Origin of the sequence: Pelomonas sp. Root1444 (assembly GCF_001426885.1) — a bacterium.
GTDB lineage: Bacteria > Pseudomonadota > Gammaproteobacteria > Burkholderiales > Burkholderiaceae_C > Pelomonas.
On the sequence record NZ_LMFP01000033.1, the window covers coordinates 161,055 to 174,752 of the forward strand.

At 69.4% G+C, this 13,698-nt stretch carries 13 protein-coding genes; 9 read left to right on the forward strand and 4 right to left on the reverse strand.

Annotated features, from left to right (window positions below; translation table 11 throughout):
• Positions 1-39: 39 nt before the first annotated feature.
• The 6 genes from ASD35_RS26220 (at position 40) to ASD35_RS26245 (ending at position 3,957) form a co-directional block, all read left to right on the forward strand.
• The gene (locus ASD35_RS26220) at positions 40-816 is read left to right on the forward strand and encodes a metallophosphoesterase (RefSeq protein WP_056877906.1); all 777 of its coding nucleotides are present in this window, start codon (positions 40-42) and stop codon (positions 814-816) included.
• Positions 813-2,261 carry a bifunctional serine/threonine-protein kinase/universal stress protein gene (locus ASD35_RS26225; protein ID WP_056877907.1) on the forward strand — a complete coding sequence of 483 codons (1,449 nt, stop codon included), beginning with the start codon at positions 813-815 and terminating at the stop codon, positions 2,259-2,261. The genes ASD35_RS26220 and ASD35_RS26225 overlap by 4 nt, the downstream gene beginning before the upstream one ends.
• Positions 2,262-2,361: 100 nt before the next feature.
• Positions 2,362-2,808, forward strand: coding sequence for an Hsp20/alpha crystallin family protein (locus ASD35_RS26230; RefSeq protein WP_056877908.1), 447 nt, complete (start codon positions 2,362-2,364; stop codon positions 2,806-2,808).
• Positions 2,809-2,829: 21 nt separating this feature from the next.
• A complete protein-coding gene (locus ASD35_RS26235; RefSeq protein WP_082580474.1) occupies positions 2,830-3,255 on the forward strand; it encodes an Hsp20/alpha crystallin family protein in 426 nt (141 codons plus the stop codon).
• A gap of 92 nt (positions 3,256-3,347) precedes the next feature.
• Positions 3,348-3,587: a F0F1 ATP synthase subunit C gene (gene atpE, locus ASD35_RS26240; RefSeq protein ID WP_056877910.1), complete on the forward strand. Its 240-nt coding sequence runs from the start codon at positions 3,348-3,350 to the stop codon at positions 3,585-3,587.
• Between the two features lie 43 nt (positions 3,588-3,630).
• Entirely contained in the window at positions 3,631-3,957 is a 327-nt protein-coding gene (locus tag ASD35_RS26245) for a YkgJ family cysteine cluster protein (RefSeq protein WP_056877911.1), read from the forward strand.
• 15 nt (positions 3,958-3,972) lie between these two features.
• On the opposite strand, the gene ASD35_RS26250 is transcribed toward ASD35_RS26245, so the two are convergent.
• Positions 3,973-5,190 (reverse strand): transglutaminase domain-containing protein, encoded by a 1,218-nt coding sequence (locus tag ASD35_RS26250; protein WP_056877912.1) that lies wholly within the window; start codon positions 5,188-5,190, stop codon positions 3,973-3,975.
• 183 nt (positions 5,191-5,373) lie between these two features.
• Here ASD35_RS26250 and ASD35_RS26255 point away from each other — a divergent pair, with 183 nt between their 5' ends.
• A complete protein-coding gene (locus ASD35_RS26255; protein ID WP_056877913.1) occupies positions 5,374-6,144 on the forward strand; it encodes an ABC transporter substrate-binding protein in 771 nt (256 codons plus the stop codon).
• On the opposite strand, the gene pulA is transcribed toward ASD35_RS26255, so the two are convergent.
• A complete protein-coding gene (pulA, locus tag ASD35_RS26260; protein WP_056877914.1) occupies positions 6,141-8,837 on the reverse strand; it encodes a pullulanase-type alpha-1,6-glucosidase in 2,697 nt (898 codons plus the stop codon). The genes ASD35_RS26255 and pulA overlap by 4 nt on opposite strands.
• A 115-nt stretch (positions 8,838-8,952) precedes the next feature.
• Here pulA and ASD35_RS26265 point away from each other — a divergent pair, with 115 nt between their 5' ends.
• Complete coding sequence (locus tag ASD35_RS26265) at positions 8,953-10,572, forward strand: alpha-amylase family glycosyl hydrolase (RefSeq protein WP_056877915.1); 1,620 nt, start codon at positions 8,953-8,955, stop codon at positions 10,570-10,572.
• A gap of 32 nt (positions 10,573-10,604) precedes the next feature.
• A complete protein-coding gene (locus tag ASD35_RS26270; RefSeq protein WP_235538469.1) occupies positions 10,605-12,401 on the forward strand; it encodes a glycoside hydrolase family 13 protein in 1,797 nt (598 codons plus the stop codon).
• 106 nt (positions 12,402-12,507) lie between these two features.
• On the opposite strand, the gene ASD35_RS26275 is transcribed toward ASD35_RS26270, so the two are convergent.
• Entirely contained in the window at positions 12,508-12,909 is a 402-nt protein-coding gene (locus ASD35_RS26275; protein WP_056877917.1) for a hypothetical protein, read from the reverse strand.
• Positions 12,910-12,966: 57 nt separating this feature from the next.
• Positions 12,967-13,380 (reverse strand): hypothetical protein, encoded by a 414-nt coding sequence (locus ASD35_RS27485; RefSeq protein ID WP_157275785.1) that lies wholly within the window; start codon positions 13,378-13,380, stop codon positions 12,967-12,969.
• Between the last annotated feature and the right edge of the window lie 318 nt (positions 13,381-13,698).

Consider the following 13,698-nt stretch of genomic DNA (forward strand, 5'->3'; position numbering starts at 1 on the left):
GTCGGCCCGGCGTCAGCGCTTCATGGCAAGCTGCGACCCATGCGCTGGGCCTTCATCACCGACATTCATGCCAACCGACAGGCCTTCGAGGCCGTGCTGGCCCACGCCCGCGCCCAGGGCGCCACGCGCTTTGCGCTGCTGGGTGACTTCGTCGGCTACGGCGCCGACCCCGCTTGGGTGGCCGAGCAAGTCATGGCCCTCGTGGCTGACGGTGCCATCGCCGTGCAGGGCAACCATGACGAGGCCGTGGCCCAAGGCAGCATGCCGGGCATGCACCCGGACGCGCGCGCCGTGGTCGACTGGACGCGTTCGCGGCTGAACGAGGACCAGCTGCGCTTCCTGGCCCGGCTGCCGCTGCAGGCCCATGGCGAGCCGGGCCATGTGCTCTTCGTGCATGCCAATGCCTACGAACCCAACGGCTGGGAGTACGTGCAAGGGCGAGCCGAGGCAGTGAAAAGCCTGCACGCCAGCCACGCGCGCATCCAGGTCTGCGGGCACATGCACGAACCCATGCTCTACCACCTGTCGGGCACCGGCAAGGCGGGCGACTTCCGGCCCGTGGCCGGCGTGCCCATGCCCTTGCCGGGCCACCGCCAGTGGCTGGCCATCCCGGGCTCCTGCGGCCAGCCGCGCGACGGCAACCCGGCCGCCTGCTATGCGCTGCTGGACCCGGCCAAGTCCGACCTGGACGACGCCCGCATCACCTTCCAGCGCGTGGCCTACGATGTCGACGCCGCCTGCGCGGAACTGCGCGCCACCGAGCTGCCGCCCGCCATCGTCGAGCGCCTGACGCGCCGCCTGACGCTGGGCGAATGATGACCACCAACCCACCCACGCCCTCCACGCCGCCGGCGCCGCTGGAGGCCGGCCAGGTGCTGGACGGCTTCCGGCTGGAGGAGCGGCTGCACCAGGGCGGCATGGCCAACCTGTGGCGCGTCAGCCGCGTGGATGGCACCGATGACGGCATCGAGCTGCTGATGAAGGTGCCGCGCATCAAGGGCGGCGAAGACCCGGCCACCATCGTCGGCTTCGAGGTCGAGCAGATGCTGATGCCGCAACTGAGCGGCCCCCACGTGCCGCGCTTCATCGCACGCGGCGACTGGACGCGCCAGGCCTTCATCGTCATGGAGCGCATCCCCGGGGACACGCTGCGCCCGCGCCTGGACGACGCGCCGCTGCCGCCCGAGGAGGTGGCCGACATCGGCGCCCGCGTCGCCACCGCGCTGGCGGCCCTGCACCGCCAGCACGTCGTGCACCTGGACATCAAGCCCAGCAACATCATGTTCCGGCCCGACGGCACCGCCGTGCTGGTCGACTTCGGCCTCAGCCGCCACGAGCATCTGCCCGACCTGCTGGAGGAGGAGTTCACGCTGCCCATGGGCACGGGGCCCTACATGAGCCCGGAGCAGGTGCAGTTCGTGCGCAACGACCCGCGCAGCGACCTGTTCGCGCTCGGCGTCATGCTCTACCACCTGGCCACCGGCGAGCGCCCCTTCGGCCAGCCGAACTCGGTGCGCGGCCTGCGCCGGCGCCTGTTCGTCGAGCCGGTGCCGCCGCGCGCCATCCGGCCGGAGCTGCCGGGCTGGCTGCAGGAGGTCATCCTGCACTGCCTGGAGGTCAAGCCCGAGCGCCGCTACCAGAGCGCGGCGCAGCTGGCGCTGGACCTGCGCGAGCCCAGCGGCGTCGCGCTGACCGCGCGGGCCGAGAAGCTGCGGGTCAGCGGCGCGGTCATGCGCCTGAAGCGCTGGTTCTTCGCGCTGGGCGCCGAGGCGCCGCCCGCACCGCAGGCCGGCGAGCAGCTGGCGCGCAGTCCCATCGTCATGGCGGCAGTGGACGTCGACCATGCGACGCCCGAGCTGCTGGCCCAGCTGCGCGAGACGGTGCGCCGCATCGTGCAGACCGAGGCCGGCGCGCGGCTGGCCTGCGTCAGCGTCATGCGCGTCAACCGCATCGGCATCGACGAGCTGACCGACCAGCACGGCCAGAGCCTGCACGTGAAGCAGCTGATCGCGCTGAAGCACTGGGCCCGCCCGATCAGCAAGGCGCTGAACCTGGCGGATGGCCGGCTGACCTTCCATGTGCTGGAAGCCCCCGACCCGGCCGACGCCATCATCGACTTCGCCCACCGCAACGGCGTGGACCACATCGTCATGGGCGCCCGCGGCGCGTCGGCACTGCGCCGCTACCTGGGCAGCGTGTCCGGCCAGGTGGTGGCCGAATCGGATTGCACGGTCACCGTCGTGCGCGAGCCGGCAAGCTGAAACGGGTCGTTTCAGCCCCCTCTTGAAACTCTGCAGGCCGCTCCTAATTCGCCGTTGATGCCCGGGCAACCCGGCATCGCGAAATTGAAAGGAGGCTTGCATGTACTCGTCACTCTGGACCCTACCTTCCAGCTTCTTCCCGGACTTCGACCGCCTGCACCGCGAGTTCGATGAGCATTTCGGCGCCGTCGGCGCGCCGTCCAGCATCCGCTCGACGGCACCCGGCACCTTCCCGGCCATCAACGTCGGCAACACGCCGACCAGCGTGGAGATCTATGCCTTCGCGCCCGGCCTGGACGCCGCCAAGCTCGACGTGACCGTGGACCGCGGCGTGCTGAGCATCTCCGGCGAACGCGCCGCAGCAGCACAGGCCGAGGGCGCCCGCAGCTACAGCCGCGAGCGCTTCAGCGGCAGCTTCCGGCGCGCCATCAGCCTGCCCGACGACGCCGACGCGTCGCAGGTGCAGGCGAGCTACCGCGACGGCATCCTGCGCATCAGCGTGGCCCGCCAGGCCAGCGCCCAGCCGCGCCGCATCACCATCCAGTGATCCAAACAGGAGGGACCCACCATGAGCACCCATGCAGTTCAAACCGACAACGGCCGTGGCCGCTCGCCGGCACGCACCGGCGCTGATGGCCGTGATGACCGTGATGGCGATCACCAGCGCGCGATGACGCCGCGCGTGGACGTCAGCGAGGACGACACCGGCATCACGCTGCTGGCCGACCTGCCCGGCGTGGCCCGCGAGCAGCTGGAGCTGCGCGTCGAGGGCGACACGCTGCACATCGAGGGCGCCGTCGACGCGGCCACCCCCGGTGGCATGGAGGCCGTCTACGCCGAAGTGCGCCTGCCGCGCTACCGCCGCGCCTTCACATTGAGCCGCGAGCTCGACGCCTCGCGCATCGAGGCCCAGCTCAGGGACGGCGTGCTGAACCTGCGCATTCCCAAGCAGGCGCATGCGCAGCCGCGGCGCATCGAAGTCTCGGCAGGCTGAAACCGCATGGCGTCGATGACCTGCGAGGTCATCGACGCGCGGCGGGCAGCGCTGCAGACTGCCTGGCATCAACACGTCAAGGAGTCCACACCATGCCCGCCTTCGATTCGCTGCCCCTCGCCGTCGCCCTGCTGATCGGCATCCCCGCGTTCGGCTCCTGCCTCGGCATCGGCCTGGCCAGCATGAAGCTGCTGGAAGGCATCGCGCGCCAGCCGGAGATCGCGCCGGACCTGCAGACCAAGTACTTCCTGGCCGTCGGCGTGACGGACGGTGCCTTCATCATCGCGACCGGCATCGGCCTGTGGTTCGCAACGGCCAACCCCTTCAAGTGACGCTGACGGGCTTGCTGCCTCGGCTGCTGCCTACACTGGCGCGATGAGTGACAACCCCTGCCTGAGCTGCGGCGCCTGCTGCGCGAGCTTTCGCGTCGATTTCGACCGCAGCGAGCTGGAAAGCGAAGGCGGCCGCGTGCCCGACGGGCTGGCCGTCGAGCTGACCGGGCGGCTGATGCGGCTGCGCGGCACCGACCATGCGCAGCCACGCTGCGCCGCATTCAGCAGCACGGTGGGTGTGCGCGCGAGCTGCGGCATCCACGAGTGGCGGCCGTCGCCGTGCCGCGAGTTCGGCGAGCGCGCGCCGATGGGCATCGGGGACGACGCCTGCACCCGGGCCCGGGCGCGACACGGGCTCGCGCCGATCTAGCTGGCTAGCGCCGCTTCACGATCCCGCCGGGCCGCGCAGCGGCTCCCGGCGCCGCTGCTGCTCGCGCACCTCGTTGAGCCAGGCCAGCTTGGCGCCGTACATCTCGCGGTCGCGGCTGGTGGCGCTGTTCTCCAGCGCCTTGGTGATCTCGCCGCGCGCGCCCGACACGTCGCCCAGGCCGTAGTTGGCCAGCGCCAGCCAGAAGTGGAACTCGGGCACGTAGGCCGCACGCGCCAGCTCCTTGCGGAAGAACTGGCGTGCCGCCGCGAACTCGCCGGCCTTCATCGCCGCCACGCCCTCGTCGAAGAACTTGTAGGGCGGCACGGGCTGGATCTGCGCCAGCTGGTTGGCGTACAGCTGCGCCTCCTCGCGGCGGCCGGTGTCGCTGAGCACGAGGACGAGGTTGGACATGGCCTGCACATTGAGCGGCTCGCGCTCCAGCACCAGGCGCAGCGTCGACTCGGAGTTGCCGTACAGGCCCTTGCGGCGGTACAGCACGGCCAGCGTGTTGTAGGCGGCCAGCCAGCGCGAGTCCGCGTTGATGGCGGCGCGCGCCCACCAGTAGGCGTCGTCCACCTGGCCCAGCGTCAGCGCCTCGGCGGCGCGGTTGTTCAGGAACATCGCGAGGATGGTGGACTCGTCGACGGGCCGGCTGCGGTGGCCGCGCACCTGGTCGGGCGGCAGGAAATCGATGGTCAGCAGCTCGGGGTCGCCGAAGACCGTCGTGCGCGAGCTGGTGCTCAGCGGGCGCGCCAGGCTGATGTTGACGTGGCCGGCGACGAAGAAGATGCCGTTGGAGCGCGTCCAGCTCTCCTCCAGGTAGACGCTGTTGAAGCGCACCGGCAGGTTGAGGTGGCGCGCGAAGGCCGCCGTCATCAGCACCAGCGACATGCAGTTGCCGCGCTTGGCGTCGAAGGCCTCGGCCGCTGTGCGCGTGATCTCGCTGTCGTAGTCCAGCTGCAGCCGGCCTTTGGTGTAGAGCGCGTCGATGAGGCCATCGCGCAGGCCCTTGAGGCGGATCTCGCTGGCCATCTCGTTCTCGGCGAAGCGCCGCATCGCGGGGCTGAGCGCCAGCGCCTCCTGCGGGTCGATGCGCACGCGGGGCGGCTTGAACGCGGCATCGACGAACACGTCGGCGCGCGGCGGCGCCACGGGCTCGACGGCACAGCCGGTCAGGCCGGCTGCCGCACCGGCAAGAGCAAGGGCGGCGATGAGGGCGCGCAGGTCGTTCATGTCTGTCTCCTGTCACAAAGCTTAGTCCTGCGCTTCCCTCCTGTCTTGAGTCATCTCGCACGCTTTCGCCGGCTGGCAAGGGTGCCAAGCCGATGCCGGCGGTCCGCCTGGGCGGGCGACGCCTTGCGCGCCGTCCCCAGCATCGAACTTGCGGCATTGGAGCGACGCTGAGAGGATGCCTGGGTGCATCCCAACCGCCGAGCCGCCCTCCTCACCCTGCCCTCACTGGTCTCACCGGGCACCTCGCTGTCAGCGCAGCCGGCGGCACCGCTGGCACTGGTCACCAGCGACCTGCCGCCGATGGCCATGCAAGGCGATCCCGGCCAGCGCGGCGTGCTGCTGGACCTGGTGGAAGCCATGCTCAGGCTGGCAGCCTTGCCCGCGGAGCCCGAATTCTTCCCCTGGGCCCGCGCGATGCTGGTGGCCGCGGCCAGGCCGCGCACCCTCATCGTGCCGCTCAACCGCAGTGCCGACCGCGAGGCCAGGTTCCAGTGGCTGGTCAAGCTCTACACGCAGCGCTTCGCCTTCGTCACGCTGGCCGGCCAGCCTCGGGTGGAAACGGTCGAGCAGGCGCGCCGCCTGCGCATCGGCGGCCTGCGCGGCTCGGCCAACCTGGACAAGCTCCGGCAGGAAGGCGTCCAGCCGGGCCGCATCTACGAGGCCGCCAGCGTCGGCGACATGCAGCGCGCCCTGGAACGCGGCCTCGTCGACGCCCTCTACGGCAGCGAATTGACGCACGCCGACGTGTGGCGGCGCAGCGGGCGCAACCCCGCCCTGCTGCAAACCGGGCTGACGTTGGAGGCCGCCGACATCTGGCTGGCCGCGCAAAGCGGCATCACCGAGGCGGAGCAGGCCCGGCTGCAACACGCGCACGAGACGCTGCTGGCAGACGGCAGCGTGGAGCGCCTTTTTAAGCGCTACGGTTTGAAGTTCCGCGCGGAAGATTCGCGTTAATCCAGCACGAAGACGGCGGCGCTGCGGGCCGGCACCTCGAACCGGCCGGCCTGGAAGCGCGCCTCGCGCTTCACCCGCGCATCGGCGCCCCGGCGCTGCACCGGGTGCAGGCGCCAGTTGCCTGTTGCTTCCTGCGGCAGCGCCAACACCTGGGCCGTCGCCGCCACGTTGATCAACGTCATCAGCGCCCGATGGCCGCCCAGCCCGCGGCCGTCGATGCGCGTGGCGACCAGCACCGGGTTCTGCCCCGCGCCGCTGTCGGGGAAGCTCACGCGCTTGCGGATCTCGGCCGCGCTGGCCAGGCGCAGCAGCGGCGTGCTGGCGCGGATCTTCAGCAGGTTGCGGAACACGTCGCGCGCCCAGGCGATCTCGGCCGGGCCGGGGGCGATGGCGCCGTCCGCCAGGCGCTCGCGGGCCAGCGCCCAGTCGCGGCCGTCCTTGCCGAAGTTGTCCTGCTTGGGCGGCAGGCCGGTGCCGAAGTGGTTGGTCTGGTAAGTCCAGTCCAGCCGGTTGAACCAGTCGCCCGAGTCGTAGCTGTTGCGGTCCATGCTCTTGCTGCGCAGGATGTCCTGGCCGGCATGGAAGTAGGCGATGCCCTGGCTGAAGGCGACCAGCGCCGCGCCCAGCATCTGCACCCGCGCGCGGTCCTCGCGGCTGGTGGCCAGCGGCAGCTTCAGCGCGTTGACGTCGAACAGCGTCTGGTTGTCGTGGTTCTCGACGTAGTTGACCACCTCGCCGGGCTCGCTGGCGAAACCGGCCGGCTGGTCGCCGTAGGCGATCTGCTCCAGGCGCTGCTTCTCGCCGCGCCAGGTCGTCAGCTCGTAAGCGCGCAGTGAGCCGGCCAGGCCGACGCGGATCATGTCGGCCGCCGCCAGCAGCGCCTCGGGCTGGGCATCCGCCAAGGCGTTGGGCGCATAGGCCAGCCCATTGAGCCAACCCTGCCGGCGCACGCTGTCGTCGCCGCCCTCGCCGGCGCTGCCGCCACGCGCCGCGTCGCGGCCCCGGTCGCTGAAGGCACCGATGCCGCTGCCGTTGAGCGACAGCTGCGAGGCCTGCACGAAGCGCGCGCCGTCGGCCACCTCGCCGAAGTTCCAGCCCTCGCCCAGCAGCTGCACTGGGCGGCCGGCCGCGGCGTTCACGCGCGCCTGCAGCCGCTCCATCGCCTCGCGCGGCTGGTGGCCCATCAGGTCGAAGCGCATCGAGTCGATCCGGTACTCGCGCACCCACAGCGCCGCCGAGTCGATCATCAGCTTGGCCATCATGCGGTGCTCGGTGGCCGTGTTGTCGCAGCAGGTGGAGCGCTCGATCTCGCCCTTTGCGTCCAGCCGGTGGTAGTAGCCGGGCACCAGGCGGTCCAGCACCGACTTCGGATGCTGGCCGGCGGCGGCCATGTGGTTGTAGACCATGTCCATGCCCACGCGCAGGCCGGCCGCATGCAGGGCCATGACCATGCGGCGGAACTCGACGATGCGCGCCCGCGGGACGTCGGCGTCGCTGGCGTAGCTGCCCTCCGGCACATTGAAGTGCCAGGGGTCGTAGCCCCAGTTGAAGCAGTCCTGCGCCGCGACGGCCATGACGGCGGCCTGCTGGGCGTCGCTGTCGGCCGCCGCGCTCGGCACCGCGGGCGTCTTGCAGCCACGCTCCGGCACGCTGGCGAGGTCGAAGACCGGCAGCAGGTGCACGTCGGTCAGCCCCGCCCTGGCCAGCGCCTTCAGGTGCTTCATGCCATTGGAGGCGCCCTCGGTGAAGGCCAGGTACTTGCCCCGCCAGGCGGGCCGCACGGTGGTGTCGCCGATGGAGAAATCGCGCACGTGCAGCTCGTAGATCACCTGGTCCGTCGCGGCCTTCACGCGGCGCGCGCGGGGTGCCGTGTCCCAGCCGCTCGGCTTCAGGGCCGGCGACGTCAGGTCGGCCACCACGCTGCGCTGCGAGTCGGCCGTCAGCGCGACCGAGTACGGGTCGGTGACGAGGTTGCGGACGCGGCCGTGCGTGGGCGCGACCACGTCGACAAGGTAGCGGTAGGACTGCCCGCTCAGGTCGCCCGGCAGCTCGGCGCGCCAGACGCCCGTGGCGGCGTCGAGGCGCATCGCGTCCGCGATGGCGGGCGAGGTGGCATCGGCGTGCCGACACAGCACCACCCGCTGCGCCGTCGGCGCCCAGACGGCGAAGCGCGTCTGCTTGCGCGAGGGGTGCGCGCCGAGGTCGTCGACTCGCTCGGCCGCGGCATAGAGATCGTCCAGCGCGCCGGGCAGCTGCAAGCCGGTCGACGCGATGACGCGGCCGTCCGCCGCCTCGTGCACCAGCAGCAGTTGCTCGCGCAGCAGCGCAGCGACGTCCACGCCCGCAACCGCGAAGCGTGGCCCGTCGCCAATGAAGCGCCAACGGGCCGGCAACGCCGCTTCGCTCGGCACGAGCGCCACCGCGCCCTCACCGCCGGCCACCGCCTCGCCCGGCACGGCACGCAGCCCCGCCCCCTTGGCGTGGTGCAGCCACACGCGTTCGCCGGCCTGCAGCTTCAGCCCTGGCCATTGCACCGTCCGCGCATCGAGCCAATAAGCCTCCGACGGCACCTTCGCCGCTGGGCCGGGCGGCGGCACGTCGGCGTCGCATCCGTCGACCCCGGCACGCGCGGCCCCCGCCAGCACCAACAGGCCAAGCAGCAGCGCAAAGGCAGGCGCCACACGGTAGGTCATCGATGTCTCCTTCGTTGTGCAGAAATAGTAGCAAAACTACATCCACACAAACCACAGTGGCAATCACCTACGCGTATTGGCTATCCTCTTCGGCGGAGACAGGTAGTTTGAATACATGAACGCTAAAAAACTTCTGACAGGCCTCGCCTGGCTTGCCTCGCTGGGCGCGCAGGCGCAGATCGACACCCAGCCGGTACCTGCAGAGCCGCGCAGCAGCGGCCTGCCCGCGCACTGGCAGCAAGGGGTGTTCATGGAAGTCTTCGTGCGCGGCTACCAGGACAGCGACGGCGACGGCATCGGCGACCTGCGCGGGCTCATCCGACGGTTGGATTACCTGAAGAAGCTCGGCATCGGCGGCCTGTGGCTGATGCCCGTCACGGCCAGCTCCGACCACGACCACGGCTACGCCACCACCGACTACCGCAACATCGAGCCGCAGTACGGCACGCTGGCGGATTTCGACGAACTGATCCGCGAGGCCCACAAGCGCGGCATCGGCATCGTCATGGACTACGTCATCAACCACGCGTCCTGGCAGTTCCCGCCCTTCCAGCAGGCCGTGGCGGACCGCAGCAGCCCGTGGCGCAGCTGGTTCGTCTGGAACACCCACCCCGGCCCCGGCTGGGACATCTGGGGCAAGTACCCCTGGTACGACGCCGCCGCGAAGCCGTGGGACTGGACCGGCGAATGGAAGGACCTGCCGCCCATCCAGCCCGGCTCGCCGGACATCTTCTTCGGCACCTTCGGGCCACACATGCCCGACTTCAACCTGCGCAACCCCGACGTCGTGCGCTATCACGAGGACTCGCTGCGCTTCTGGCTCAACCGCGGCCTGGACGGCTACCGGCTGGACGCCGTGCCCCACCTCATCGAGAACAACGCCAGGGACTGGAACGACCAGCCCGAAAGCCGCGTGCTGACCAAGCGCTTCCAGGACCTGATCAAAAGCTACCCCGGCCGCTACGTCGTCTGCGAGGCCACCGCCGAGCCCATCGCCTACGGCGAGCCGGGCCTGTGCAGCGGCGCCTTCGCCTTCAACCTGAACTACGACATCGTCAAGGCCGCCAAGGGCGACGCCGAGGCGCTGCAGCGCGTGGCCGCCTACTACCGCAGCATGTCGCCGACGATGGCGACCTTCCTGCACAACCACGACATCTTCACCGGCCAGCGGCTGTGGGACCAGCTGCACGGCGACGAGGCCCGCTACCGGCTGGCGGCTGCCAGCTACCTGCTGCTGCCGGGCACGCCGTTCGTCTACTACGGCGAGGAGATCGGCCTGGCCGGTATCGACGGCAAGGACGCCCAGGACGACGCGCCGCTGCGCGCGCCGATGAGCTGGACGCCCAGCAACCGAGGCCCGGATGGCTTCACGACGAGCGCCAAGCCCTTCCGCCCGCTGTCGCTGAACCGCAGCCGGCACAACGCCCAGACCCAAGCGCGTGATACCGGTTCGCTGTTCAACTTCTACCGCGAGCTGATCGCGCTGCGCCGTGCCTCGCCGGCCCTGACGCTGGGCCGCTACGACGCCGACCGCGTCGACGGCCAGGTCTGGACCTTCCAGCGCGTGCACGGCCGCGAGCGTGTGCTGGTCGCCATCAACCATGGCGACACCCCGGCCACCATCGACCTTCCGGCGGCCGCGCGAACGCTGCACCCGAAGAACGCAGTCGCGCCCCGCGCCCGCGCGACGCTGCCGCCGCTGTCCCTGCGCGTCTACCGGCTGGAGCCGCGATGAGAGCCCTGTTCACCCTTGCCACCGTCCTTCTGATGAGCCTGCCCACCCTGGCCGCCGAGCCCACCCACCGCGTCGAACCGCCCAACTGGTGGGCCGGCATGCGCGACACCTCGCTCCAGCTGATGCTGCACGCCCCCGGCATCGCCGATGCCAAGCCGACGCTGGCGCCCTACCCCGGCGTGACGCTCAAGGGCAGCCACCGCGCGGCCAGCGCCAACTACCTGTTCGTCGATCTCGTCGTCGGGCCCGGCGCCCAGCCCGGCGAACTGCAGCTGCAGGTGGGCGGCACGACGCTGCGCTACCCGTTGCTGGCCCGCACGCCCGGCTCCGCCGAGCGCCAAGGCTTCGGGCCGAAGGACGCGATCTACCTGCTGGTGCCCGACCGCTTTGCCAAGGGCGCCGACCTCGGCCAGGCCGGCATGAAGGAAGGCACCCACCGCGCCGACCCCAACGGCCGCCACGGCGGCGACCTGGCCGGCATGCGCCAGCACCTGGGCCACATCGCCGGCCTGGGCTTCACGCAGGTGTGGCCCACGCCGCTGGTCGAGAACAACAGCGAGCAGTACAGCTACCACGGCTATGCGGCGACCGATTTCTATCGCATCGACCCGCGCTTCGGCACGAACGACGACTTCGGCGCCTTCGTCGCCGAGGCCCGCACCAAAGGCTTGGGCGTCATCCAGGACATCGTGCTCAACCACATCGGCGCCGGCCATTGGTGGATGGCCGACCTGCCCGCGCCCGACTGGGTCAACCAATCGCCGAGGGGCTACACCGAGACGCATCACGCGCGCATGACGCTGCAGGACCCGTATGCCTCGCCCAGCGACCGGCAGCGCTTCACCGACGGCTGGTTCGTGCCCGGCATGCCCGACCTCAACCAGCGCCGGCCCGAGCTGGCCACCTACCTCACGCAGATGACGCTGTGGTGGATCGAGCGCTACGGCCTGTCGGGCATCCGCACCGACACCTACTCGTACTCCGACCGCGATTTCCTCACGCGCTGGTCCGCCCGCGTCATGCAGGAGTACCCGCGGCTCAACATCGTCGGCGAGGAATGGAGCCCGCACCCGGCCGTCGTGGCCTACTGGCAGCGCGGCAAGAAGAACCACGACGGCTATGTGTCGCACACGCCCAGCATGATGGACTTCCCCATGAACTCCGCCCTGCTGGCCGCGCTGACCGAGAACGACGGCGCCTTCACCGGGCTGAACCGCCTCTACGAGGGCCTGGCGCACGACTTCGTCTACCCAGCCCCGGCCAACCTCGTGCTGTTCGACGGCAACCACGACACGCCGCGGCTGTTCTCGCTGCTCCAACGCGACGTGGGCCTGACCAAGATGGCCCTGGCCTACATCGCCACCACGCGCCGCATCCCACAGGTCTTCTACGGCACCGAGCTGCTGATGGAAAGCCCCGTGGAACGCGACGACGGCCGGGTGCGCGCCGACATGCCGGGCGGCTGGCCGGGCGACAAGGCCAACGCCTTCACCGGCGCCGGCCTCAGCCCCGAGCAGCGCGACATGCTGGACTGGACGCGACGGTTGTTCAACTGGCGCAAGGGCGCGGGCGTCATCCACGACGGCGCGCTGATGCAGTACGCGCCGCTGGACGGTGTCTATGTGTTCTTCCGCTTTGACGCCGGGCGCACCGTCATGGGGGTGTTGAACAAGAACCCCCAGACGGTCGTGCTGCCATTGGCACGCTTTGCTGAACGCGTGTCAGCCGGACAGCGCGCCCGCGATGTATTGAATGGCAAGACGCAGACGCTCGGTGATCAACTCACCGTGCCTGGAAAGGAACCGCTGATTCTGGAATTCGAGCGCTGACTGCAGCGACGGCGTCTTGACGCCGCCGCTCAGCCGACGCCGAAGGCGATCGGTTGCAGCGGCCTGTTAACGCGCACGCGGCCACTGTAAAACTCCTCCCTATGGCTCACGGTCGTCCCTTCATGAACGACCTCTCGCCCCACATGGCGACGTACAGCCCGCGCAAGTTATGGGGCACTAGCCGCCAACCTTCCGCCTTGCGCTTCTCATCTCGGATATCCCACATCAAAGACTCGACGTAAGCCACATCGATGCAACGAGCGATCTCTTCATTGCCACCCGCCAAAATCGCGGAGACCTCGCGCAAGTGCTTTTCCGCCGTGACAAAGTCTTTGCCCTTGATCGCGTCCGTGGTGAACTGCGAAAAGTGCTCTACCCAAGAATACGGGGCATCACCTGCATCGAAACCCTGGTCGGCGACGCGCCTGTCCGCGCGAGCTGCGTCCTCTGGGAACGCCGCGCGGAGCCGTTCAACGACGCGGTGCGCAGCCTCGGTCGCAGCGTCCATAGTGAGCTTTAACGTCGGAGTTCAGCGGGCGGCGAAGCCGTCCGCTGCAGCGAAAGGTTAGGCATCTTCGCGTCCGTACACATGGGAAACAAGATATCCGATAAGCAACCCCAGGCACGGGCCGCCGGCCCAAATGCCCGCCACTAGCGGTGACCACGGTCGAGGGAACTGCTCGAATGCCGTGGCGAGCAAGCTGAGGACTGCAAGAAGGATCGGTACGACCATGGAACGGCGCGGCGAAAGATAGCCGGCAAGCATGCCGGCAAGTATTGAACCGAGAAATACCGACCCTTGGATGACATACCAAGCCCAATGACTGGTGTTATCTGGATGCTCGACCCACTCAACCTTGTCGCCACTAGAAAGCGACAAAAATCGCATTGCAACAAGCACGACTACAGGAAGAAAAGTCTTCAGCCCAAGTTGCACCAGCCAGCCAACTACAACCCCGAGCCAAGCCGAACGCTTCATAGAATTTTGCCTATTCGTGGTCCGCCCATGAAATGCCTAAACGTGCGCGCTCAGCGGGCGGCAAAGCCGTCCGCTGCAGCAAAAGGTTGAAGCTCATCGCCGAGCCCCAGGCACCCTCGGCGGTCCGCCACGGGCAGCCACGTACGCGGCATAGCTTGTGAAGTGCCTGCTGCGCCCAAGAAAGTGGGAATAGTGGTCGAAATGCCATCGGCACGCTTCTATGAATTCGGTCTGTGGCCGCCCCAACTCGGCGCACTGAACCGCCCCGGATTTCGCAGAGGCTCCAACTCTAGAGAATGGAGCCATGAGAAAGTCCCC

Excerpts from the sequence above, each read along its gene's own strand:
- ASD35_RS26225 (WP_056877907.1), top strand. The coding sequence starts at position 813 with ATGATGACCACCAACCCACCCACGCCCTCCACGCCGCCGGCGCCGCTG.
- ASD35_RS26235 (WP_082580474.1), top strand. The coding sequence starts at position 2,830 with ATGAGCACCCATGCAGTTCAAACCGACAACGGCCGTGGCCGCTCGCCG.
- ASD35_RS26270 (WP_235538469.1), top strand. The coding sequence starts at position 10,605 with ATGAGCCTGCCCACCCTGGCCGCCGAGCCCACCCACCGCGTCGAACCG.
- pulA (WP_056877914.1), bottom strand. The coding sequence starts at position 8,837 with ATGACCTACCGTGTGGCGCCTGCCTTTGCGCTGCTGCTTGGCCTGTTG.
- atpE (WP_056877910.1), top strand. The coding sequence starts at position 3,348 with ATGCCCGCCTTCGATTCGCTGCCCCTCGCCGTCGCCCTGCTGATCGGC.
- ASD35_RS26220 (WP_056877906.1), top strand. The coding sequence starts at position 40 with ATGCGCTGGGCCTTCATCACCGACATTCATGCCAACCGACAGGCCTTC.
- ASD35_RS26230 (WP_056877908.1), top strand. The coding sequence starts at position 2,362 with ATGTACTCGTCACTCTGGACCCTACCTTCCAGCTTCTTCCCGGACTTC.
- ASD35_RS26245 (WP_056877911.1), top strand. The coding sequence starts at position 3,631 with ATGAGTGACAACCCCTGCCTGAGCTGCGGCGCCTGCTGCGCGAGCTTT.
- ASD35_RS26265 (WP_056877915.1), top strand. The coding sequence starts at position 8,953 with ATGAACGCTAAAAAACTTCTGACAGGCCTCGCCTGGCTTGCCTCGCTG.
- ASD35_RS26250 (WP_056877912.1), bottom strand. The coding sequence starts at position 5,190 with ATGAACGACCTGCGCGCCCTCATCGCCGCCCTTGCTCTTGCCGGTGCG.
- ASD35_RS26275 (WP_056877917.1), bottom strand. The coding sequence starts at position 12,909 with ATGGACGCTGCGACCGAGGCTGCGCACCGCGTCGTTGAACGGCTCCGC.
- ASD35_RS27485 (WP_157275785.1), bottom strand. The coding sequence starts at position 13,380 with ATGAAGCGTTCGGCTTGGCTCGGGGTTGTAGTTGGCTGGCTGGTGCAA.